General features: G+C 56.5%; 19 protein-coding genes. 8 read left to right on the top strand and 11 right to left on the bottom strand.

The window, feature by feature from the left end:
* Window positions 1-499: 499 nt before the first annotated feature.
* Both AC790_RS05575 and fumA read left to right on the top strand, forming a co-directional pair.
* On the top strand, window positions 500-2,011 hold the full coding sequence (locus AC790_RS05575; RefSeq protein ID WP_007891586.1) for an anion permease: 1,512 nt from the start codon (window positions 500-502) through the stop codon (window positions 2,009-2,011).
* Between the two features lie 164 nt (window positions 2,012-2,175).
* Window positions 2,176-3,819, top strand: coding sequence for a class I fumarate hydratase FumA (gene fumA / locus AC790_RS05570; RefSeq protein ID WP_049851139.1), 1,644 nt, complete (start codon window positions 2,176-2,178; stop codon window positions 3,817-3,819).
* Window positions 3,820-3,920: 101 nt separating this feature from the next.
* Here fumA and AC790_RS05565 read toward each other — a convergent pair whose 3' ends face one another.
* Window positions 3,921-4,133 (bottom strand): hypothetical protein, encoded by a 213-nt coding sequence (locus AC790_RS05565; RefSeq protein WP_007891580.1) that lies wholly within the window; start codon window positions 4,131-4,133, stop codon window positions 3,921-3,923.
* A 172-nt stretch (window positions 4,134-4,305) separates the two neighbouring features.
* On the bottom strand, window positions 4,306-5,826 hold the full coding sequence (locus tag AC790_RS05560; RefSeq protein WP_007891579.1) for an aldehyde dehydrogenase family protein: 1,521 nt from the start codon (window positions 5,824-5,826) through the stop codon (window positions 4,306-4,308).
* A gap of 238 nt (window positions 5,827-6,064) precedes the next feature.
* On the opposite strand from AC790_RS05560, the gene AC790_RS05555 reads away from it, so the two are divergent.
* Window positions 6,065-6,628 (top strand): class I SAM-dependent methyltransferase, encoded by a 564-nt coding sequence (locus AC790_RS05555; protein ID WP_007891578.1) that lies wholly within the window; start codon window positions 6,065-6,067, stop codon window positions 6,626-6,628.
* On the opposite strand, the gene AC790_RS05550 is transcribed toward AC790_RS05555, so the two are convergent.
* A complete protein-coding gene (locus AC790_RS05550) occupies window positions 6,616-7,341 on the bottom strand; it encodes a glutamine amidotransferase (protein ID WP_049851138.1) in 726 nt (241 codons plus the stop codon). The genes AC790_RS05555 and AC790_RS05550 overlap by 13 nt on opposite strands.
* 190 nt (window positions 7,342-7,531) lie before the next feature.
* Between AC790_RS05550 and AC790_RS05545 the strand changes: the two genes are divergently transcribed.
* Both AC790_RS05545 and AC790_RS05540 read left to right on the top strand, forming a co-directional pair.
* On the top strand, window positions 7,532-8,422 hold the full coding sequence (locus AC790_RS05545) for a DMT family transporter (protein ID WP_007891574.1): 891 nt from the start codon (window positions 7,532-7,534) through the stop codon (window positions 8,420-8,422).
* Window positions 8,423-8,469: 47 nt separating this feature from the next.
* Window positions 8,470-9,831: a CoA transferase gene (locus AC790_RS05540; RefSeq protein WP_049851137.1), complete on the top strand. Its 1,362-nt coding sequence runs from the start codon at window positions 8,470-8,472 to the stop codon at window positions 9,829-9,831.
* Between the two features lie 3 nt (window positions 9,832-9,834).
* Here AC790_RS05540 and AC790_RS05535 read toward each other — a convergent pair whose 3' ends face one another.
* Genes AC790_RS05535 through ghrA form a run of 3 tightly spaced genes read right to left on the bottom strand, consistent with a single transcriptional unit; the run spans window position 9,835 to window position 12,122 of the window.
* Window positions 9,835-10,395: a molecular chaperone gene (locus tag AC790_RS05535; RefSeq protein ID WP_049851136.1), complete on the bottom strand. Its 561-nt coding sequence runs from the start codon at window positions 10,393-10,395 to the stop codon at window positions 9,835-9,837.
* Window positions 10,396-10,421: 26 nt separating this feature from the next.
* Entirely contained in the window at window positions 10,422-11,159 is a 738-nt protein-coding gene (locus tag AC790_RS05530) for a phosphatase (protein ID WP_049851135.1), read from the bottom strand.
* A 24-nt stretch (window positions 11,160-11,183) separates the two neighbouring features.
* The gene (ghrA, locus tag AC790_RS05525; protein WP_049851134.1) at window positions 11,184-12,122 is read right to left on the bottom strand and encodes a glyoxylate/hydroxypyruvate reductase GhrA; all 939 of its coding nucleotides are present in this window, start codon (window positions 12,120-12,122) and stop codon (window positions 11,184-11,186) included.
* A gap of 207 nt (window positions 12,123-12,329) precedes the next feature.
* Between ghrA and treA the strand changes: the two genes are divergently transcribed.
* Together treA and AC790_RS05515 are read left to right on the top strand one after the other, a co-directional pair.
* Complete coding sequence (treA, locus tag AC790_RS05520; protein ID WP_007891562.1) at window positions 12,330-14,009, top strand: alpha,alpha-trehalase TreA; 1,680 nt, start codon at window positions 12,330-12,332, stop codon at window positions 14,007-14,009.
* A gap of 261 nt (window positions 14,010-14,270) precedes the next feature.
* Window positions 14,271-16,370, top strand: a complete 2,100-nt coding sequence (locus tag AC790_RS05515) for a TonB-dependent siderophore receptor (RefSeq protein ID WP_007891555.1) — start codon at window positions 14,271-14,273, stop codon at window positions 16,368-16,370.
* Between the two features lie 62 nt (window positions 16,371-16,432).
* On the opposite strand, the gene AC790_RS05510 is transcribed toward AC790_RS05515, so the two are convergent.
* Window positions 16,433-16,681: a GlsB/YeaQ/YmgE family stress response membrane protein gene (locus AC790_RS05510; RefSeq protein WP_049851133.1), complete on the bottom strand. Its 249-nt coding sequence runs from the start codon at window positions 16,679-16,681 to the stop codon at window positions 16,433-16,435.
* A 185-nt stretch (window positions 16,682-16,866) separates the two neighbouring features.
* On the opposite strand from AC790_RS05510, the gene AC790_RS05505 reads away from it, so the two are divergent.
* Window positions 16,867-17,601 (top strand): flagellar brake protein, encoded by a 735-nt coding sequence (locus tag AC790_RS05505; protein ID WP_007891548.1) that lies wholly within the window; start codon window positions 16,867-16,869, stop codon window positions 17,599-17,601.
* 103 nt (window positions 17,602-17,704) lie between these two features.
* On the opposite strand, the gene AC790_RS05500 is transcribed toward AC790_RS05505, so the two are convergent.
* The 4 genes from AC790_RS05500 to AC790_RS05485 form a co-directional block, all read right to left on the bottom strand.
* Entirely contained in the window at window positions 17,705-19,192 is a 1,488-nt protein-coding gene (locus tag AC790_RS05500; RefSeq protein ID WP_049851132.1) for an FGGY family carbohydrate kinase, read from the bottom strand.
* 2 nt (window positions 19,193-19,194) lie between these two features.
* Window positions 19,195-20,139 (bottom strand): transketolase family protein, encoded by a 945-nt coding sequence (locus AC790_RS05495; RefSeq protein ID WP_049851131.1) that lies wholly within the window; start codon window positions 20,137-20,139, stop codon window positions 19,195-19,197.
* Window positions 20,132-20,965: a transketolase gene (locus AC790_RS05490; protein WP_007891543.1), complete on the bottom strand. Its 834-nt coding sequence runs from the start codon at window positions 20,963-20,965 to the stop codon at window positions 20,132-20,134. The genes AC790_RS05495 and AC790_RS05490 overlap by 8 nt, the downstream gene beginning before the upstream one ends.
* 88 nt (window positions 20,966-21,053) lie before the next feature.
* The gene (locus AC790_RS05485) at window positions 21,054-22,160 is read right to left on the bottom strand and encodes an ABC transporter permease (RefSeq protein ID WP_049851130.1); all 1,107 of its coding nucleotides are present in this window, start codon (window positions 22,158-22,160) and stop codon (window positions 21,054-21,056) included.
* Between the last annotated feature and the right edge of the window lies 1 nt (window position 22,161).

Genomic DNA, 22,161 nt, shown 5'->3' with positions numbered 1-22,161 from the left:
TATTTACTTACATAACCTTATTCGTTAGTTATATAAGTTTTACGCATGAAAATAATATTTGATGCTCATTGCTGAAAGCTGCGTTCCGCTAAGTTTTAACCAAGACTTGACAAAAATCAACTTTTTCCTTACATTTAAAACAAAACCAGCCTTATCATAAAGATAAATCACCATCCCTCTCTGTTTTTTGCTTGATTTGTGGCGTTTCGTTTGCCTCACACAGTTAATTTTCACCTAATGGTTCGTTTATTAACAGGCGCACGCTTAATGCAAAAAAAACACGAATAAATTTTATTGATCTAGATCAAAATAGATATTTTAATTAATCGCATCATATTCACATTCAATAGATAATTCGCGCATCGAATTTTGCAAATAGCGATTTATTAAAACTCAGTTTTAAATGTCACGACTAATCTGCTACAAGGGTTTTGTAACTAAATAAACCCACTTAGTTCGGGGCATATAACCGCATCTCCATAACTTGCAGACCAAAACTATGAACACACAAACCACCCAGAGTGAATCACTCCCCGCGCCGCCTGCGGCACCGGGGAAAAAGAACCGCCTGATTATGTTGTGCCTGCCAATTGTTGTCGCTGTGCTGTTGCTGCTGGTGCCGACGCCGGCAGGACTCGAGCCTTACGCATGGCACTTCTTTGCCATTTTTGTCGGGGTCATTGTTGGATTGATTTTTGAGCCGTTACCCGGCGCGGTCATCGGCTTGACCGGCGTGGTGATCATTGCGCTGTTCAGCCAATGGGTGCTGTTTAGCCCAGCGGAACTGGCCGATCCCAAGTTCAAAACCGCCGCGCAGTCATTCAAATGGGCAGTGAGCGGCTTCGGCAACTCCACGGTCTGGCTGATCTTCGGTGCCTTTATGTTCGCTGCGGGCTACGATAAAACCCAGTTTGGTCGCCGCCTGGCGCTGATTCTGGTGAAATATCTTGGTCGTCGTAGCCTGACGCTCGGTTATGCGATTACCTTCGCTGACCTGCTGCTGGCGCCGTTTACGCCGTCGAACACCGCACGCAGTGGCGGTACCATCTATCCGATTATCGCCAACCTGCCGCCGCTCTACGGTTCAAAACCTAACGATCCGAGCGCACGCAAGATTGGTTCTTACCTGATGTGGGTAGCGATCACCGCCGCGTGTATCACCAGTTCAATGTTCCTTTCGGCTCTGGCACCTAACCTGCTGGCGCTGGCGCTGGTGAAAAGCGTGGTCGGCTTCGATATTTCCTGGGGCATGTGGTTCCTCGCCTTCCTGCCGCTGGGTGTGCTGCTGATTCTCACCATGCCGCTGCTGGCCTACTGGCTCTATCCGCCAGAAGTGAAAGTGAATGATGAAGTGCCGCGCTGGGCGACTGCTGAGCTGGCGAAACTGGGCAAACTGAAACGCAACGAAATCCTGCTGCTGGGCTTCGTGGTGGCTGCGCTGATGATGTGGATCTTCGCCACGGCGTGGATTGAGCCGGCGATGGCCGCACTGTTGGTTATCGTGCTGATGCTGTGGACCGGTGTACTGAACTGGAATGACATCACCAGCAACAAAGCAGCCTGGAACACTTTTGCCTGGTTCGCCACGCTGGTCGCCCTCGCCGATGGCTTAGCACGCGTTGGCTTCATCGCCTGGCTGGGTAAAGAAGGTGCGATGCTGCTACAAGGCTATGACCCGCAAGTTTCTGCCGTGGTCCTGTTAGTCGCCTTCTATCTGCTGCACTACCTGTTCGCCAGTACCACGGCGCACACCACGGCGCTGCTGCCAGCGATGTTGACCATTGCCGCCTCCATCCCGGGCATCAACATGCCGGTATTCTGTTTGATGATGTGTGTTTCTCTCGGCGTGATGGGCATTATCACCCCGTACGGCACCGGCCCAAGCCCGATTTACTACGGCAGCGGCTATCTGCCAACCAAAGATTATTGGCGTCTCGGTACCATCTTCGGTGCGTTGTTCCTGGTTCTGCTGATGGTTGTCGCCTATCCATGGATGGTGATGATGTTCTGATGATGTTGCTTCGATGTTAAAACGGAGCCGCGTATTACCGTAAAAATGTTATGATGCTCGCCAGTCAGCCCCTGCGGAGGGCTGGCGAGAGAAAAATCAAATAACAGATTGCCTAATTTGTCGCCCGTCATGCTGGCGGGCAACACGAAGCTAAGTGAGCCAACATGTCGAACAAACCCTTCTATTACCAGAATCCGTTTCCTCTCGCCAAAGATGATACTGAATACTATCTGCTGAGCCGTGATTACGTCTCGGTAGCCAACTTCGATGGCGAAGAAGTCCTGAAAGTCGATCCTAAAGCGCTGACGCTGCTGGCGAAGCAGGCATTCCATGATGCGTCCTTTATGCTGCGCGCTTCGCATCAGGCGCAGGTCGCCGCGATTCTTGCCGATGATGAAGCCAGCAAGAACGATAAATATGTCGCGCTGCAGTTCCTGCGTAACTCGGAAATTGCCGCGAAAGGCGTGCTGCCAACCTGTCAGGACACCGGCACCGCCATCATCATGGGTAAAAAAGGCCAGCGCGTCTGGACCGGCGGCGGCGATGAAGCCGCGCTGTCACAGGGCGTCTACAACACCTTTATTGAAGATAACCTGCGCTACTCACAGAACGCCGCGCTGGATATGTATAAAGAGGTGAATACCGGTACCAACCTGCCGGCGCAGATCGATCTCTACAGCGTGGATGGCGACGAGTACAAATTCCTGTGCATTGCTAAAGGTGGCGGTTCCGCTAACAAAACCTATCTGTATCAGGAAACCAAAGCGCTGATTACGCCAGCTAAGCTGAAGAACTACCTGGTCGATAAGATGATGTCGCTGGGCACCGCGGCCTGCCCGCCGTACCACATCGCCTTTGTCATCGGCGGCACCTCCGCAGAAAGCACACTGAAAACCGTTAAGCTGGCTTCAACCCACTACTACGATTCACTGCCGACTGAAGGCAACGAACATGGTCAGGCCTTCCGCGATGTGCAGCTGGAAGAAGAGTTGCTGAAAGCGTCGCAGGAGCTTGGCTTGGGCGCGCAGTTTGGCGGTAAGTACTTCGCGCACGATATCCGCGTGGTGCGTTTGCCACGTCACGGCGCATCCTGCCCGGTGGGCATGGGCGTGTCTTGCTCCGCTGACCGTAACATCAAAGCCAAAATCAACCGCGAAGGCATCTGGATTGAGAAGATGGAAGATAATCCGGGCCGCTACATTCCGGAAGAGCTGCGTCAGCAGGGCGAAGGTGAAGTGATACATGTCGATCTGAACCAGCCGATGAGCGAGATTCTGGCACTGCTGTCGGCGTATCCGGTCTCCACGCGCCTGTCATTGAATGGCACCATCATCGTGGCGCGCGACATTGCACATGCCAAGCTGAAAGAGCGTATTGATAACGGCGAAGGTTTGCCGCAATACATCAAAGATCATCCGGTGTATTACGCGGGTCCGGCCAAGACGCCTGAAGGTTATGCTTCTGGCTCACTTGGCCCAACGACTGCAGGTCGTATGGACTCCTACGTTGATCTGCTGCAGGCCAACGGCGGCAGCATGGTGATGCTGGCGAAGGGCAACCGCAGCAAGCAGGTTACCGATGCGTGTCAAAAACACGGCGGCTTCTATCTGGGAAGCATCGGCGGCCCGGCAGCGGTACTGGCACAGCAGAGCATTAAGAGTCTGGAATGCGTGGAGTATGCCGAGCTTGGCATGGAAGCGATTTGGAAAATCGAAGTGGAAAACTTCCCGGCGTTCATTCTGGTGGATGACAAAGGAAACGACTTCTTCCAGCAGATTCACAACAACTGCGCGGCCTGCGTGAAGTAATTTACGCATCGCAGCACAAAAAAGCCGTTATCGTGTGATAGCGGCTTTTTTATTGCGATATTTCTGACAAATTGATCATCGAATGAGGCAAAGCAAAAAAGTTAAAAACGGAATTGACTCTCCAGCTGACGCAACGTCTCTATGCGCTGCGCCGTGGCGATTTCGCGCGCTTTCACTTCCAGCAGCAGGTCGGCATCATTCTGACCAATCACATACACCGCCTGACGCCCAGGCAGATTTACCGTAATAATATTTTGTTCGACACCGTCCAGCATCTCATCGTGCTGTTCCAGGTAGTTGTACAACGTGTTCATGGGATCTCCTTAAAATAGGTGGGCCATTCTGGCAAATCACGCCCTTTAAAGAACACAAGACCTGGCTTAAAGATGTTACGTAATCGGAAATTTCTTGCGACATGACTATCCTGCAGAGGCAAGATGACGGAGAGATGAACGGGCAGCAGATGACTCTGCTGCCCTTGGTGGATCAGAAGAAACCGAGCGGTTGGGTGCTGTAGCTCACCAGCAGGTTTTTGGTTTGCTGATAATGGTCGAGCATCATTTTGTGGGTTTCGCGGCCGATACCCGATTTTTTATAGCCGCCAAACGCCGCATGTGCCGGATAGAGGTGATAACAGTTAGTCCACACACGACCCGCTTTAATCGCGCGGCCCATGCGATAGGCACGGTTGATATCACGCGTCCACACGCCCGCGCCGAGACCATAAATCGAGTCATTGGCGATGGCGAGCGCTTCGGCTTCATCTTTAAAGGTCAGCACGCCGACCACCGGCCCAAAGATCTCCTCCTGGAACACGCGCATGCTGTTGTCACCTTTCAGCAACGTCGGCTGGATATAGTAGCCGCTGGCAAACTCCTCACCGATCTTCTCCACGCCGCCGCCGTGCAGCACCTGCGCGCCCTCTTGCTGCGCTATTTCCAGATAAGAGAGGATTTTATCAAACTGCTGCTGCGAGGCCTGCGCACCAATCATGGTTTCGGTATCCAGCGGATCGCCACGTTTGATGGTTTTGATACGCTTCATCACCGCTGCCATAAAAGGCTCGAAGATCGACTCCTGCACCAGCGCGCGTGACGGACAGGTACAGACTTCACCCTGATTGAGGAAGCCAAGCACCACGCCTTCTGCGGCTTTCTCGATGAAACTCTCCTCCGCGTCCATGATGTCTTCGAAGAAAATGTTCGGCGATTTTCCGCCTAGCTCGACGGTGGACGGGATGAGACTTTTCGCGGCCAGTTCGAGAATATGCCCCCCAGTGGCGGTTGATCCGGTAAAGGCAATTTTGGCGATACCCGGATGCGACGCCAGCGCTTCGCCGGCCTCTTTGCCGTAGCCGTGCACCACGTTAATCACGCCCGGCGGCAGCAGATCTTTAATCACCTCCATAAACAGCGTAATTGACAGCGGCGTTTGCTCAGCTGGTTTCAACACCACGCAGTTGCCTGCGCCCAGTGCCGGTGCCAGTTTCCATGCCGCCATCAGCAGCGGGAAATTCCATGGAATGATTTGCCCTACCACGCCCAGCGGTTCGTGGAAGTGGTAGGCGGCGGTGAACTCATCGATTTCAGCCGCTGTCCCTTCCTGCGCACGCACGCAGCCAGCGAAATAGCGAAAGTGATCGACCGCCAGCGGCAGATCGGCGGCCAGCGTTTCGCGCACCGGCTTGCCGTTATCCCAGGTCTCATTGACTGCGATGTATTCCAGATTCTCTTCCAGCCGGTCAGCAATTTTTAGCAGCACTAACGATCGTGCCTGCGGCGAGGTTTTGCCCCACGCATCGGCGGCGGCCTGCGCGGCGGCAACGGCGTTATCGATATCAGCGCGATCCGAGCGCGGAAATTCGCCAATGGTGGAAGCATTAATTGGGGAGGTGTTGAGGAAGTAATTTCCATTCACCGGCGCAACAAATTCGCCGTTGATAAAGTTGCCGTAACGCGATTGCAGAGTAATGAGAGAACCTTGTTCTCCCGGAGCAGCGTAACGCATGGTGTTTCTCCTTGCGGGACAGAGTGGCGATTAACAACTATGAAACCTGTTATTAACATTGAGCGATCGGTGCCAGCCTGTCAGATCGCAGAGCGGGAAACTGTGACCGCATCGTGGGAAATTTGGCGTGCGGTCGCTGCTACAGATAATTCCGAGTTTTCCCGCAGATGCAGCAAAAAGCGGAACATGGGCCAAATATGTGGTCAATATGAAGCAGGATACTAACCAGGAGAAACAGATGTTGGCTTCAGCCCTGACGTTAATGCGCGCCAAAGCGAACTTTGTTCAGCAATTTATCCGCAACCCGCGCAAAATGGGCAGCATCACGCCCTCTTCCGCCGCGCTGTGCCGCACCATGTGCGATGCGGTGAATTGGGATAGCAGTATGCGCATCGCCGAACTCGGTGCCGGTGACGGCGTCCTGACGCGTCATCTACTGGCTCGCATGGCGCCGGAAGCACAGCTGGATGTGTTTGAAATCAGCCCGGAACTGGTGAAAAGTCTGCGCGGCTTACCGGACCCGCGCATGCAAGTGCGTGCCTGTTCGGCTGAGTATCTCGCTGGGGAATATGATGTGATTTTTTCTGGCCTGCCGCTGCTGTCCTTACCGCCAGCCACGCGTGATGCGATTCTCAGCGCCGTACATGATGCGCTGGGTCCACGCGGCGTATTTGTTCAGTTTCAATACACCTCGTTTACCCAACCCAATTTATCGCGTTACTTCACCTGGGAACGCCAGCGGGTGCTGAAAAACATGCCACCCGCGTGGGTCTATCGCTGCACCCGTCACTACGCGCCCTGAGCCTGTACGCGCGGCTGCGGCCGCGTTTGCTGCCAGAAGCTTCGCAACAGTTCACGCGACCAATCTTCCCCCACCAATGGCGTACCCTCATCGCTGACGCCCGCCGGTAAACAAGCCGTCATAATGTCGCGGGTAAATTCCGGATGGAACTGTACCGACAGCGCCTGCGGTGAATAACGCAAAATTTGACAGCCATCCTGCGCCGAACTCGCCAGCACTTGCGCATGCAGCGGCGGCGTTAATACCGATTGACGATGGGACAACCACGCCTGGAATTCGCCCGGTAACGGCCCCAGCCAGGGATCGGTTTTCGCCTGCGCACTGCACGTCAGCGGTTTCAGTCCACGCTCCCAGCCTTGCGGATTATCGCCCACTTTGCCACCCAGCGCGTAAGCCATCAGCTGATGGCCGTAACACACGCCGAGCAGCGGCAGTTCTGCATCCAGCACGCCGCGAATCCAGGCGGCGGTGCGTTCACTCCAGTCGGCGTGATCGGTCACCATCGCCCAGGAACCGCTGAGAATCGCGCCGCTGACGCGGTCAAACGCCGGTAAATCATCGCCCAGATGCGGACGCACAATCACATAGTCATCGGGCTGCAGCTGCAGCGCATCGATAAACCACTGCGGTTGTTCACCAATTTGTGCCACAACCTGTGGCGGCGGAACGTCGAGTTGAATCAGGGCAAGGGGTAATGCGCGGGTCTGTGTCATGCCGAATACGTTCCTCATTATGGTCGCTTTTCGGACATCCACTTTGACAGTAAATCAGCAACATGTCTTATTTTTTTCCTGCATAAGCTAATGCTTCAACGAAATTTTTTTCCTCAGACACGCCCGAAGTCATCGCCTTCATGCCATCATTAGCCGGTATTAATTCTGAATGACGGTGAAGGAAGACATTGTGGCAGCGCGGCATTTTTTTATGGTTCTGATGGTGGTTTCCATCTGGGCGTTCAATAACGTAGCGGTAAAGTGGGGATTGCTGGAACTTCCCCCGCTGTTTCTTACCTGGATGCGCTTTGTGGTGGTGGCGATTGTGCTGGTGCCCTTCTGTCGCATTACGCGCGCGCAGCTGCCGTGGCTGCTGACGCTGGCGTTCACCTTTGGCTTTATGCACTTCTCGCTGCTGTTTGTCGGCATGCGTTACACCGATGCCGGCACCGGTGCCATTGTGGTGCAGCTCGGCACGCCGATTGCCATGTTGTTGGCGATGGTGATTCTGAAAGAGAAATTGCGCGCGATACAGCTGATCGGTATCGCGATTTCGTTAAGCGGCGTGGCGGTGCTGTCGGGTAGCCCCACCATTCCAGCCTGGTGGGTGCTGTGCATTCTGCTGTGCAGCGCCTTCGGCTGGGCCATTAGCAATATGATTGTGAAAAAATCGCCGCCGATTAAACCGCTGACGCTTACCGGCTGGATCTCCTTCCTTGCGGTGCCGATTGTCGGCGCAGCCTCCTGGCTCACTGAATCACACCAGTTTTACGCGCTGAGCCACGCGGGCTGGCGCGGCTGGTTTGGTATTCTTTACAGCGCGCTGGCCTCGTCGATTGTGGCCTACACGCTGTGGTACGCGTTGCTGAAGAAGTACAACGTGAATCTGATCATGCCCTACTCGTTGCTGACGCCGGTGCTGGCGGTGTTGATGGGCGTACTGGTGCTCGGCGATAGCATGAACAGCTTTAAGGTTCTCGGCGCTTCGCTGGTGGTATTGGGGACCGCGATTGCCGTGATCAATCTGCGTAACCTGCGCATGCACGCGCGTTTCCCCCGTTTACGCTTGCGTCGCCGTTAAATTGCCTCTGCTATGCTTGAGTCTCGCGCGTTATCCGGAGACTCAACATGGATTCTCAACGTGCTGCCGCACTGTGGCAGCAAATGTGGCAGGGATTACGAGGCGCAGATGCGCTTCCCTCGCTCACCTTCCTCCAACCCGAAACCTTCGCGTCTGCCTTTGCCGTCAGTGAACTGGCGGCCACCAGCATCGGGCTGGCCAGCCAGGCGCTGAGCGACTTACTCGGCCAATCCGCGCCGGTCAGCGTCAACGTCCGTCTTGCCTCACGCTGGTTTCAACACAGCCTGATTCCGCTTAATCGGCCTCCCGCTGCGCTGTGGGACGAATTCGCCGGCGATTACGCCAGCGCCGACGGCTGGATCCGCCTGCACACTAATGCCGCTCATCATCGTGCCGCGATGGAGCAGGTTCTTGGCCAGCATGCCCATCGCGCCTCACTGGCCGACGCGGTCGCACGCTGGCCCGCCGCCGCGCTCGAGCAGGCGGTGATTGAGGCTGGCGGTTGCGCCGCGCAGATGCGCAGCGAAGCACAATGGCGGCAGCATCCGCAAGGCAGCGCGGTACAACATGAGCCGCTGATTGCACAGCAGGCCTGCGGCGAGGCGCCGACGCCAGGCTGGACGTTGTCGCCCGCACGCCCGCTGCTCGGCGTACGCGTGTTGGATCTCACCCGCATCATCGCCGGTCCGGTCGCCACGCGCTTTCTCGCCAGCCTTGGCGCCAATGTGCTGCGCATCGATCCGCCCGACTGGCACGAGCCGACGCTGGAAGAGGAGATCACCTGCGGCAAACGCTGTGCGCGTCTTGATATCAAATCCCGGGCCGGGCGCGAACAGCTGCGCCAGCTGTTGCAACACAGCGATGTGCTGGTACACGGTTATCGGGCCGATGCGCTGGAGAAACTGGGACTGGATGCCGCTACCCGCCGCAAACTGGCACCCGGCTTAGTGGATGTCAGCCTTAATGCGTGGGGCTGGAGCGTGCCGTGGCGCAACCGGCGCGGATTCGACAGCCTGGCGCAGATGGGCTGCGGCATCGCCGAGCAAGGCATGCGTTGGAGCGGCAGCAACAAACCGACACCGCTGCCGGTGCAGGCGCTCGATCACGCCACCGGCTACCTGATGGCTTCAGCGGTGCTGGAAGGTCTGCGTCAACGGTTAAGCCACGGCGTCGGCTGGCAGGCGCGTTTGTCGCTGGCACGTACGGCGCAGCTGTTGCAACAGTTCGGTGCCGCGCCAGAAAATGGGCAAAACGGTATTGATGCGCAGCGCGATGATGTGCTGAGCAGCGTGGAGTTCAATCAGTGGGGCATTGCACAGAGATTGCGTGCCGCGGCTTATCTGCCCGGCACGCCAATGATCTGCGCTACGCCGGGTGTCAAACTCGGCAGCAGCGCAGCCAGCTGGTAACGATTACGCCTCGTCGCCCTGCTCTTCATTCAGCTCGTCATACATCGCCTGCATGGCTTCACGGCTCAGTGCGGCCAGCGTGCGATAAAACGCCGTGGTAGCGTGCGCTTCCACTTTACCGAGGAACGCGCCGCACCACGGCAGCAGATACTCATCGAACAGTGCCAGCTGTGCGGCGGATTCATCCTCCGCCGACTGATCTTCCAGCCACGATGCCGCGAGCAGCAGCACGCCGAAGTGATCGGCCGGGGCTTCGCTTAGTGGCATGCCGCGGGCGCTGAGAAAGGCGCGCACCTCGGCTTCCTGTGGGCCATTTGGCCACTGCGAAGCGTACGGCGGCACGCTGCACTCGCTGCCAACAAACAGCGCGTTGTAATCGGCGGACAGCGCCTGGGGATCGCTATTCTGCTGCAGACGCGTCAACAGTTCCTCCTGCTCCAGCGGCCACTGCTGTTGCAGTTTGCCTTCGCGCAGCAGCGTGAACAGCGGTACCAGCAGCGGATCCTGCGGCTGGCGATTAAACAGCGAGCCGATGACGCGGCAGAGAATGGAAAACTCATTCATGCAACAGAATTCCTTGAGGCAAAAAGTTAAAAATCAGCAAATTCAGCAATATGTTTGCCGGTGCGCTGTTCGAGGAAATCGAGCAGGCGACGCGGCGTGACATTTAACACGCGATCTTGCGGAAAATCCACTTCGCTGGTGATGCGAATGCAGTGTTCGAAATGCCCCAGCGTAAACGCGGTATGCGAATCGGAACCAAATGCCAGGCGACCACCGGCATCGCGCACGGCTTCAGCAATAGCGCGGCAGTTCGGTTCGCTGCCCGGCCGTGAATGCGTAAAGGAGGAGTTATTGATCTCCAGCGCCACATCGTAGTGCGCCGCAGCTTCGGCAATCGCGCGGATATCTACCGGGAATTTTGGGTTGCCGGGATGAGAGATGATATGCACTAAACCTCCAGCCATGGCGGCAATCATCGCTTCGGTGTGATGCGCTTTATCGCGCGGTGCATACACTGGCTCGTGGAAGCCGGCGACGATCAGATCGAGCGCATCCAGCATCGGGCCGCTGCAATCAATCTCGCCATGCTGATTTTTGATGTTGGCTTCAATACCGCGCAGTACGCCGACGCCGTCAATCACGCGCGGCCAGATGCGCATGTTGACGAAGTGCCAATAGTGCGGCGCATCGGCCATATCCGGACCGTGATCGGTAATGGCAAACAGCTTTAAGCCATTCTGTTTCGCCTGCGCCACATAATCATGCAGCGTGCTGTATGCGTGGGTGCTGGCGACAGTGTGCATATGTAAATCAACGGGATACATCTTCATCTCCTGACCAAATGTGAATTAATAACCGCGCTGGCGATCGACCAAACCGCCTGGCTTATCGCCCTGCTGTAGAGCAAGTATGGCATCCGCAATGTAATCCATCGCCTCACCCGGCAACGTGATAGCCGCAGTATGTGGCGTGATTGTGACATGCGGATGAGACCACAATGGATGATCCTGCGGCAGCGGCTCGGTCTGGAACACATCCAGCGCGGCAGCCGCCAGCTGACCGCTATTCAGCGCGGCGAGCAAATCGGCTTCCACCACATGCGCACCGCGCGCCAGGTTAAGGAAGCAGGCACCGTGTGGTAACACGCGCAACAATTGGCTATCGATTAAGTTCGTGGTCTCCGGCGTGGTGGGCAGCAGATCGATCAGCACCTGGGTGCCATCGAGGAAGGCATGCAGCTGATCGCGCCCGTGGAAACTCTGCACGCCGTCAATCTGTTTGGCGGAGCGGCTCCAGCTACGCAACGGAAAACCCCACTGACGCAGGCTTTCCAGCACGCTGCGGCCTAATACGCCCGCGCCTAATACGCCAACGGTGAAGTTGTGCCGATCCCGCCCATCAAGCTCCTGCCACTGCGATTGCTGCTGCAGTTGGCGATAGTCAGCGAAGCGGCGGAACCAGCCCAGCACGCACCAGTTGGCATACTCCTGCATCTGGCGCGCCATACCGGTGTCTTCCAGCCGGAACAGCGGCACCTCGTCAGCCAGCATCTGTGGATTTTCACGAATTTGCTTAAGAATTTCGTCGACGCCCGCGCCCATGGCAAATACACCTTTTAACTGACGGCCTGCCAGCATCTCAACCGGCGGAGAACGCACGATGGCGTAATCGGCGGGGGCCGTGTCGCCCGGCTGCCAGTGACGAACGCGCGCCTCAGGTAAACGCTGACGTAAACCGTCCAGCCAACCGTGCGGTGCCAGCGATGGGTGATACCAGATAATCTCCATACAGCTCTCCTTTTTTTCTTTCAGCCTCAGGCAAATAGCCGTACAGGGCAAGCAAAAACCTTAGCCTTAATGCAATTTCTCAGGTGATTAATTCCGGGCGCTTCACATTTCCACTGCGACACAAGGCTAAGCGACGCGATAGCGACTAAAGTTGTTCGGGTGGTCAATGCGTTAGCACACCACCTTTTCGGACAAGGAGAAAAACCGATGATAAAAAATGCCGTATTCACGCCCGCGCGTCTGACCTTTTTACTCAGCGCCGCACTGCTGGCCGGCGCCAGCGCCGCGCACGCCGATGACCAAAGCCGCATGCTCAGCAATCAACCGCAGCCACCGGATGTGCGCCTGGGACCGTTGTTCAATGCGGTGCAGCAGGCGAAATTTTATCCGGACCAGAAAACCTTCGCCGATGCGGTGCCAAAATCGAATCCCTCTTCGATTCTCGCCGACTGGCAGATGCAGAAAAGCCAGCGCAACTTCGATCTCAAGCACTTTGTCGACAGCAACTTTACGCTGCCGAAAGAGCAAGACAAATATGTACCGCCATCCGGACAAAGCCTGCGAGAGCACATCAACGGTTTGTGGCCGGTGCTGACGCGCACTGCGCAGAGCGCCAGCCAATATGATTCACTGCTGCCGCTGCCAAAACCTTATGTGGTGCCCGGCGGTCGTTTCCGTGAAGTCTATTATTGGGACAGCTACTTCACCATGCTGGGCCTGGCGGAGAGCGGTCACTGGGATCGCGTACAGGATATGGTGGATAACTTCGCCACCGAACTCGATAAATATGGCCATATTCCTAACGGCAACCGCAGCTACTATCTCAGCCGCTCGCAGCCGCCGTTCTTCAGCTTGATGATTGACCTGCTGGCGACGCACAAAGGCGACGATGTCTATCGTCAATACCTGCCGCAGCTGCAGAAAGAGTACGACTACTGGATGGCGGACAGCGATAAAGTCGCCGCCGGTCAGGCCAGCAAACGGGTGATTAAACTGAGCGACGGCACGCTGCTCAACCGCTACTGGGACGATCGCGACGCACCACGTACCGAATCCTGGCTGGATGATGTCAACACGGCGAACAAAGCGCCGGAGCGCAATAAGCAGCAGGTGTATCGCGATCTGCGTGCGGGCGCGGCGTCAGGCTGGGATTTCAGTTCGCGCTGGTTTACTGATGCCCATAATCTGGCCTCGATCCGCACCACGCAGTTAGCGCCGGTCGATCTCAACAGCCTGCTGTTCCACCTCGAACAGACATTGTCGAAAGCGTCCAAACTGGACAAGCAGGATGACAAGGCCAAAGCGTTTGCTGCGGATGCCGAAAAACGTCAGGCAGCGATCAATCGTTATCTGTGGAACGACAAACAAGGCTGGTACGCCGATTACGACTTCCAGAAAAAGCAGGTACATCCTCAGCTTACGGCAGCCACGCTGTTCCCGCTCTATATGCAGGTAGCGAGCGATAAACAAGCAGATCGCACCGCTAAAGCGGTGGAGAAACAGTTGCTGAAACCCGGCGGATTGGTTACCACCACCGTAAACAACGGCCAGCAATGGGATGCGCCAAACGGCTGGGCCCCGCTGCAGTGGGTGGCGGTAGAAGGTCTGGAGCATTACAACCAGCCGAAGCTGGCGCAGCAGATTGGTCAGCGCTTCCTGCAAAACGTGCAGGCAACCTACGACAAGGAGCACAAACTGGTTGAGAAATATGTGGTGGAAGGCGCGCAGCTGGGCGGCGGTGGCGGCGGTGAATATCCGCTGCAGGACGGTTTCGGCTGGACCAATGGCGTGACGCTGAAATTGCTCGACAAATACTGCCCGAAAGACAAAACCTGTAACAGCGCCGGTGATATTCCTGATATGCCTGCGTTGACTTCCGCGAAGTAATCCTATCCCTCATGCCGGGCGAACAGGCCCGGCAACCGCACATTCCGTCGCGGCGTAATTTATTGCGCATCCTCTGGATGGGCATAATTCCGCCATTATTATGCGCGATAAATCGCGCCGCTACGGCTTGTATGCGTCATCTGTGCATTTTCCTCACAACCCTCTTACAACAAATTCACACCTTGAAACACCCGCATTAAAAGATAATAATTCTCAATCTGATATCGATAGCCATTCCCATTAATAACAACAGGAACCCTCATGACCTCGCTGTTTACCCTTAAACGTGGCCGCGTGCTGTGTGCGCTTGCGCTGGCTCTACCCGCTGCGAGCTTTGCGGAAGAGTCGATTGTCGTTACCGCTCAGCCGCAGGAGAGCGCCACTTCACCGACGCAAGGTTATCTCGCCACGCGCAGCAGCGGTGCCAGTAAAACCGATCAACCGCTGATTACCACCCCACAATCCATCTCGGTGGTAACGCGTCAGCAAATGCAAGATCAGGGTGCGCAGGATCTCAATCAGGCACTGGGCTATACGCCGGGCGTGTTTACCAACTTTGGCGGTGCCGCCACGCGTTATGACACCATCGCCCTGCGCGGCTTCCACGGCGGTGATGTCGATAACACCTTCCTTGATGGACTGCGCGTGATGAGTGACGGCGGCAGCTTCAACATTCTGCAGGTAGATAACTGGTTCCTCGATCGCATAGATGTGATTAAAGGCCCCTCTTCTGCGTTGTATGGCCAAACCGTGCCGGGCGGATTAGTGAATATGGTCAGTAAGCGTCCGCAGTTTGCTGAAGAGGGCCATTTCCGCCTGTCTACTGGCACGAATGCCACCAACAGCGCCGCGTTTGATTACACCAACGCCATCAATGATCAGTGGGCATTCCGTGTAACCGGCATCACGCGCAACAGCGATACCCAATACGATCACACCCGTGAAGAGAAGTATGCGATTTCACCGCAGCTGATGTGGCAGCCAAGTGAAGACACCAATTTAGTGCTGCGCGCCTATCTGCAGAAAGATCCGTCTGGCGGCTATCACGGTTCGGTACCCGCAGAAGGCACGCTTTACAGTCATAATGGTCGTAAGTTAAGCGATAGCTTCTACGAAGGCGACAGCGCGCTCGATCAGTTCAAGCGCCACGAACAGATCTACAGCTATGATTTTTCACACCGCTTCAACGATGTGTGGTCAGTGCACTCTACCGGCAGCTACAGTCACTCTAATACCGAGCTCGATCAGGTGTATCAGATTGGCTGGAATGCCACCAATCCAGACTTGCTGAATCGCTACTTCTCCGGCGAGCGTTCATCACTCAACGCCTGGGCCAACGATAACCAGCTGCAGGCCGATTTTGCCACCGGCGCGCTCCAACATCGCGTGACGCTGGGTGCCGAATACCATCGTTATAAAAACGACATCAGCGACTCTAGCGGCGCAGCGAGTGCGCTGAACCCGTGGACCGGTGAAGCCGTCGGCGCGATGCCAGATTTTGCCTGGACAGCGCAAACGCGTCGCTATTATCAGACCGGCCTGTATCTGCAGGATGAGTTGCAGCTCGATCGCTGGCATCTGGATCTCTCGGGCCGCTACGACCGCATCGTGTCAGAAAATGGCAACAGCCGTCGTCAGGACGATCACATCAGCGGCCGTGCTGCGCTGCTGTACGCCTTCGACAATGGCGTATCGCCTTACGTCAGCTGGAGCCAGGCGATTACCCCCGCCTCATTGACCGATCCTGATGGCAATCAGCTGAAACCGACCACCTCCGAGCAGTACGAAGCGGGCGTGAAATATCAGCCGGTCGGCACGCGCGATATGTACACCATCGCCCTATACGATTTAACCCAGGATGATGTCGCCAACCGTAACGTGCAGGACGGTACCTACACGCCATCGGGCAAAGTGCATTCACAGGGTATTGAGCTGGAAGCACGTAATCAGCTTACCTCGCGTTTCAGCACCATCGCGGGTTACACGCTCAATCATCTACGCTTCAAAGACTCCGTAGACGGCAACGATGGCCATACACCTTACGTGACGCCAAACAGCATGGCATCGTTGTGGGGACACTATCAGTTTGATTACGGTTTGAGTGCCGGGGCTGGCGTGCGCTATATCGGTAAACAGTGGGCGGATAACGAAAACACCACGCGTTTGCCATCGGTGACGCTGTTCGATGCGTCGGTACGTGCGGATCTTGGCGCGTGGAATTCACAGCTGAAGGGAGCATGGCTGCAGGTCAATGCCAACAACCTGACGGATAAAAAGTATCTGGCGGCCTGTTATGGCACCGGTTACTGCTATCGCGGCGCCGAGCGTACCGTGATGGCAACGGTAGGCTACGACTTTTAAGCAGGTATAAAAAAATCCGCCATCCTGGTTTGGATGGCGGATTTCATCAAATCTCTGTGCGGTTAACTTCGAACTTTACGGTAAATCCACAGCACCACAATGGCACCCACTACCGCCACCACGAAGCTGCCGAAGTTGAAACCGTCAACTCTACCGAAACCAAACAGGGTACTGATCCAGCCACCGACAACCGCACCCACCACACCCAGCACTACGGTGATGATAAAGCCGCCGCCATCTTTACCCGGCATAATCCACTTGGCAATAATACCGGCAATCAGACCAAAAATAATCCATGAAAGAATACCCATGTACTGCTCCTTACGTTATTAATCAATGTGTTCACCGCAACAAGTATAGCCGGGATTTTTTGATCTGCATCGCAACTTGCCACAGTAAATCATCGTTAGCAGGCTAAAGCTCAGCGTGAATATGCCGATAACAGTCGAACAGCATTGGCAGTCGTGAAAATAACAATCGGATAATGGAGCAGGACGTGGGAGAAGCCGATAAAGAACAATACCTCAAGCGAGGCACGTTAGCTGTTTTGGGCGTGATGAAAGACCTGTTGCGTTTTCAAACCCCGTTGATGGTGAATTTTTCGCGCGGTCAGTTTATCAGCCGCATGCTGTCAGCCGATGAAGATCAGGTGATCTTTGACCTCGGCAGCAATGCGCTGGATAACGATTTAGCGCTGCAAGGTGGCGAAATCAATATTGCCGCCGAAACACACGGCGCCAAAGTGGAATTTGGCTTAACCGGTTTACAACGTATCGAATTTGAAGGTCTGCCCGCTTTTGCCGCATCGCTACCCGAATTGGTATGGCAAATTCAGCGCCGTGAATTTTTCCGCGTGAATGCGCCGCTGGAGCCGGTGTTTTACTGCCACAGCCAGTGGCCTGATGGCCGTACTGCGCGTTTCCGTCTGCAGGATCTCTCCTTAGGCGGCGTCGGCGTACTGCTGGATGAAGCGCTGCCAGAAGGTCTCAACCGTGGCGATACCTTTAAAAAACTCCGCGTTGATCTCGCAGAATATGGCCATTTTGAAGTGACGGCGCAGCTGCTACACATCGGTGAACGTACCGTGGTGACCAGCAAGAACGATACCCGCGTGACACCGCGCCTGAGCTTCCGCTTTACCGCCATCGAACCGATTCAGGAACGCCAGCTACAGCAGGTAATTTTTGCGCTGGAGCGCCTGGCGCGTGATAAGGCGAATCGGTTCCAGTAATCCCGGTACGCATCATTGTGCACAGTTTATCCGTAGGGTCGCCAGGTATGGCCACCGATGTTGCCGGTGCGCATCAATGCGCACCTGACGAAAACCGTACCGGTCAATGCGGCTGATAACGACAACGCGCCACCGCTTCGAGCCAGCCCTGATAATTCTCCTGCATGCTTTTCGCCTGCTCTTCACGCGGCATAATGACGCTGCCCCCCTGCAGCGCCTGCATCTCACTGCCCTGCTGCCACCAGCCTAACGTGCGGCCCGCCAGTAGCGCAGCGCCCAGTGCGGAAACCTCCGGCGTCGGCACGCGCTTCAGTGGCCGCTGCAATACATCCGCCTGCAACTGCATCAACCAGCTGTTTTCCGTGGCGCTGCCATCAACGCACAACGCTGGCAGCCGCACGCCGCTGGCTTGTTCCATCGCGAAAAACACGTCCGCGATCTGAAAGGTGATCGATTCCAGCGCCACGCGCGCCAGCACTTCCGGCGTGGCTGCATCGGTCAGCCCGCACACCATGCCGCGCGCTTTCAGATCCCACCAGGGTGCGCCCAGCCCGGAAAGCGCGGGCACAAAATAGATGCCCTGATTGTGCTCACTACGCTGTGCCAGAGCCGTGAGTTCACGCGGGTCCTGGATGCCCAACATGCGGCCAAGCCACGCCGCCCCCGATCCGGTATGGGTGATGTTGCCTTCAAAAGCGTAGCGCAGCGTGCCGTCATGCCAGGCCACCGTGGTGCTGAGGCCATTTTCGGTCAGCAGCGGCGTCGCCATCGACATCATCAGCGATGACCCGGTGCCATAAGTGGCTTTTACCACCTCTTCGTTGCCGTTACGCTGCGCTTGCAGCGCGGCATGCGAATCACCGATGCGCGCCAGAATCGGTGTGCCCGGCGTTAAACCGGGCATATCCTGACGTGTTACCACACCATGGGCGCTGGCCGAGGGCACAATCTGCGGTAGCGCCGCGCGTGGAATGTGGAATAACGCCAGCAGCTCATCGTCCCAGTCGCCGCTGTGCAGGTTATAAAGTTGAGTACGCGCCGCATTAGCATGATCGGTGACGAAACTTTCACCCTCACTCAGTTGCCAGCTCAACCAACTGTCCACGGTACCGATACAGAGTTCACCGGCCTGCGCCCGCGCCAGGCCGTTCGGCAACGCGGCCAGCATGCCGGTGAGTTTGCCGGCTGGAAACATCGGATCCACCGCCAATCCGGTGAGGCCGGTGATACGGGGCGCTTTGCCGGCCACGCGTAAGTCGCGGCAAAAGGCTTCCGACCGGCGATCCTGCCAGCTGACTAACGGCGTCAACGGCTGGCCGTTGTGCCGCTGCCAGATCAACACCGACTCGCGCTGATTACTGATCGCCACCGCCGCCACTGCCGCGCCCGCGCACTGCGCCAGACACTCTTCGACCGCTCGTTTTACCGCCTGCCAAATCGCCAGCGGATCTTGTTCCGCCAGTCCCGGCTGCGGATGGGCCAGCGTTAGCGGCTGGCTGCTGCGCGCCACCACCGTTCCTGCGCTATCCACCGCAATCGCTTTGGCGTTGGTGGTACCTTCATCAATCGCCAGTATCAACGAACCTGCCATCATTACGCTCCTGCACAGATACGTACCGCACTCTTCACCACGCTGGCCGCATCGATGCCATGGCGTGCCCGGGTTGAGGCACGATCGCCGGCAATCGCGTATTCGCCATCCGGAATGCCCAATCGCAGCAGGGGTATGCCGCCGCCACCTTCAGCCAACACTTCTGCCACCAGGCCGCCACCCCCGCCGTTGACGTTATGCTCTTCCACGCTAATTACCGCTGGGTAGTGATTTAACAGCTCGCGAAGCCGTTGGGTATCACAAGGTCGAATCGATGGAATGGCGATCACCCCCGCCGTAATGCCTTGTTCATGCAGTTGCTCAGCGGCGTGAACCACCTCGTGAACGGTGGAGCCCATCGCCACCAGCACGATGTCATCACCTTCACGTAAAACATCAATCTGGCCGGGACGGAATTGGTAGCCTTCGTCGTGCAGCTGCGGCAGATCTTTGCCGTCGAGGCGGATATACACTGGGCCCACATGCGCCAGCGCGTACTCAATGATCTGGCGACACTCCAGCGGGCAGGATGGCGCATAGATTTCGATGTTGCCGAAGCCGCGCATCACCGCAATGTCGTCGATGCTGTGATGGGTGCTGGCCAGCGGCCCATAGCTGGCACCGGCATTCAGGCCAAACAGTTTGACGTTGGTGTTGTTGTAGCAGACGTCGACTTTTACCTGCTCATTAGCACGGGAAACCAGGAACGGCGCGGCATTACAGGTGACGGCGACTTTGCCGCCAATCGCCAGTCCGGCAGCGGTCCCCACTAACGTTTGTTCCGCGATGCCGACGTTAATCAGGCGATCGGGAAACGCGTTGATGAACGGCGCAATTTTGGCGGTTGAGGTGGAGTCGGCCACCACCGGCACTAAATCAACGCCGCGATTCACCGCATCGATAAATGCCTCGACCATTACTGTCGCCAGGTGTTTTGCATTACTCATCTTTCAACTCCTCCAGTGCCAACTCAATCTCTTCGCCTTTCGGCACACGGTGATGCCACTCGGGCTTGCCCTGAATAAAGGAGATGCCGAAGCCTTTTTCGGTGTGCGCCACAATGACCTGCGGTTTGCCGCCGTTCCGTGGCAGCGTTTCAATGGCCTCAACCACGGCAGCCATGTCATTGCCATTGCATTCGCTCACCTCCAGACCAAAGGCGCGCCATTTTTCCGGCAGCGGATCGGTGTTCATGATGTCGCGCGTGTGGCCTGCCAGCTGCAGCTTGTTCTTATCGTTGATAATGACCAGGTTATCGAGGCCGTAATGCGCCGCCACCAGCGCCGCTTCCCAGTTACTGCCTTCCGCCAGTTCGCCGTCGCCGGTGACGACAAAAATGCGGCGGTCGCTGTTATCTTTTTTCGCCGCCAGCGCAATGCCGACGGCGACCGGTAATCCGTGTCCCAGCGCACCGGTGTTCAGTTCAACCCCCGGCGTTTTCTGTCGTACCGGATGGCCCGGCAGATGTGAATCAGCATGCTGATACGTCGGCAGCCATTCGGTAGGGAAATAGCCCGCTTCCGCCAGCACGCAGTAATAACCGCCGACGGCATGGCCTTTCGACTGGATATAGATGTCGCGTTGCGGATCGTTGGTGCGATCCGGCGCGCAGTTAAGAATGCGGAAATAGAGCGCGGTGAGAATCTCTACCTGGGAGAGATCGGCACCGGTGTGCCCACCAGCCGGGCTCCCAGCGTTAAGCTGGATGATGCGACGGCGCACAGCGCGCGCTTTGGCGGCCAGATCCGCTACCGAATATTTGAAAGGATTCATAGACACCTCTGAATTTTAAAGCATGGATGAATATTTATTCTCGATGAATAAAAAAAGGTGCAGACAATCGGCGCCTGCACCCAACCGATTAACTTTTTGCCGGGCTAACGCCCTCCTCAATCAGCGCTTTCTGCGCCACCACCGCCGCTTTCTGCTGCATGCGGCTCTGCATCTGATCGATGATCACCGCCACAATAATCACAATGCCTTTGATCACCATCTGCCAGAACTCGCTCACCCCCATCATGATTAATCCGTCGGCGAGGAAACCGATGACGAAAGCGCCAATTAGCGTACCGAGGATGGTGCCGCGTCCACCGGCCAGCGACGTGCCGCCCAGCACCACCGCAGCGATGGCGTTCATTTCGAATGAGGTACCGTTCGCCGGATGGCTGGCCACCAACTGTGAAGAGACCACGATGCCGGCAATTGCCGCGCAGAAACCGGAAATGGCATATACCCAGATTTTTACCGACTTCACCTTCACGCCCGAGAGTTCCGCCGCGCGTTCGTTATCGCCAATGGCATAAACCTGGCGGCCAAACGGCAGGCGCCGCGCAACGTACGCGATCACCAGCGCCAGCAGCACCATCATCCAGATGGCCCACGGCAAGCCGAGAAAATAGCCGGCGCCGATCTTGTCAAATCCGGTGTTACCGAGCATTTCATTGCCCTGCAAGCCGGGAAAGGTTTCGCCTCCCGAAGTAAGCATCGCGGTGCCGCGCAGGATGTACATGGTGCCGAGCGTGCAGATGAACGGCGCCACGTTATAGCGGGTGATGATCCAGCCATTCGCCGCGCCTATCACTCCGCCAATCAGCAATACAATCGGCACGATCACCCACACGCTGGGGAAGATGGCGATGCCGAACATCGGCAGCACAATGCCTTTGGTGATTAGCCAGCCGGCAATCATGCCGCACAGGCCGAGCGTAGCGCCGATGGAGAGATCGATGCCCGCAGTGATAATGACAAAGGTGATGCCGAGCGCGAGGAAGGCGTTAATGGCGATGTGTTTCACCATGATCACCATGCTGCCGACCGCGAGGAAATCCGGCACGGTAATGGCAAAGAAACCGACAATCAGGAACAGCGCAATAAAGGTACGCAGTTTTAACAGCAGCAGAATCAGGCTTTCGCGTGAGTTGAACGCTTTGCCCGGCGTTGAGAGCGCGAGCGCGCCGTTGTTTTTCATA

This window comes from Pantoea sp. RIT-PI-b (assembly GCF_001187905.1).
Classification (GTDB): Bacteria; Pseudomonadota; Gammaproteobacteria; order Enterobacterales; family Enterobacteriaceae; genus Pantoea; species Pantoea nemavictus.
The sequence above is the reverse complement of the archived record's forward strand: the minus strand, read 5'-3'. Positions and strand labels throughout refer to the sequence as shown.

Bases quoted from the DNA above. Each gene is read 5' to 3' on its own strand.
- AC790_RS05535 (WP_049851136.1), bottom strand. From the start codon at position 10,395: ATGAATGAGTTTTCCATTCTCTGCCGCGTCATCGGCTCGCTGTTTAAT.
- AC790_RS05495 (WP_049851131.1), bottom strand. From the start codon at position 20,139: ATGAGTAATGCAAAACACCTGGCGACAGTAATGGTCGAGGCATTTATC.
- AC790_RS05550 (WP_049851138.1), bottom strand. From the start codon at position 7,341: ATGACACAGACCCGCGCATTACCCCTTGCCCTGATTCAACTCGACGTT.
- AC790_RS05555 (WP_007891578.1), top strand. From the start codon at position 6,065: ATGTTGGCTTCAGCCCTGACGTTAATGCGCGCCAAAGCGAACTTTGTT.
- AC790_RS05500 (WP_049851132.1), bottom strand. From the start codon at position 19,192: ATGGCAGGTTCGTTGATACTGGCGATTGATGAAGGTACCACCAACGCC.
- AC790_RS05560 (WP_007891579.1), bottom strand. From the start codon at position 5,826: ATGCGTTACGCTGCTCCGGGAGAACAAGGTTCTCTCATTACTCTGCAA.
- AC790_RS05515 (WP_007891555.1), top strand. From the start codon at position 14,271: ATGACCTCGCTGTTTACCCTTAAACGTGGCCGCGTGCTGTGTGCGCTT.
- AC790_RS05485 (WP_049851130.1), bottom strand. From the start codon at position 22,160: ATGAAAAACAACGGCGCGCTCGCGCTCTCAACGCCGGGCAAAGCGTTC.
- ghrA (WP_049851134.1), bottom strand. From the start codon at position 12,122: ATGGAGATTATCTGGTATCACCCATCGCTGGCACCGCACGGTTGGCTG.
- AC790_RS05575 (WP_007891586.1), top strand. From the start codon at position 500: ATGAACACACAAACCACCCAGAGTGAATCACTCCCCGCGCCGCCTGCG.
- treA (WP_007891562.1), top strand. From the start codon at position 12,330: ATGATAAAAAATGCCGTATTCACGCCCGCGCGTCTGACCTTTTTACTC.
- AC790_RS05490 (WP_007891543.1), bottom strand. From the start codon at position 20,965: ATGAATCCTTTCAAATATTCGGTAGCGGATCTGGCCGCCAAAGCGCGC.
- AC790_RS05540 (WP_049851137.1), top strand. From the start codon at position 8,470: ATGGATTCTCAACGTGCTGCCGCACTGTGGCAGCAAATGTGGCAGGGA.
- AC790_RS05510 (WP_049851133.1), bottom strand. From the start codon at position 16,681: ATGGGTATTCTTTCATGGATTATTTTTGGTCTGATTGCCGGTATTATT.
- AC790_RS05565 (WP_007891580.1), bottom strand. From the start codon at position 4,133: ATGAACACGTTGTACAACTACCTGGAACAGCACGATGAGATGCTGGAC.
- AC790_RS05530 (WP_049851135.1), bottom strand. From the start codon at position 11,159: ATGTATCCCGTTGATTTACATATGCACACTGTCGCCAGCACCCACGCA.
- fumA (WP_049851139.1), top strand. From the start codon at position 2,176: ATGTCGAACAAACCCTTCTATTACCAGAATCCGTTTCCTCTCGCCAAA.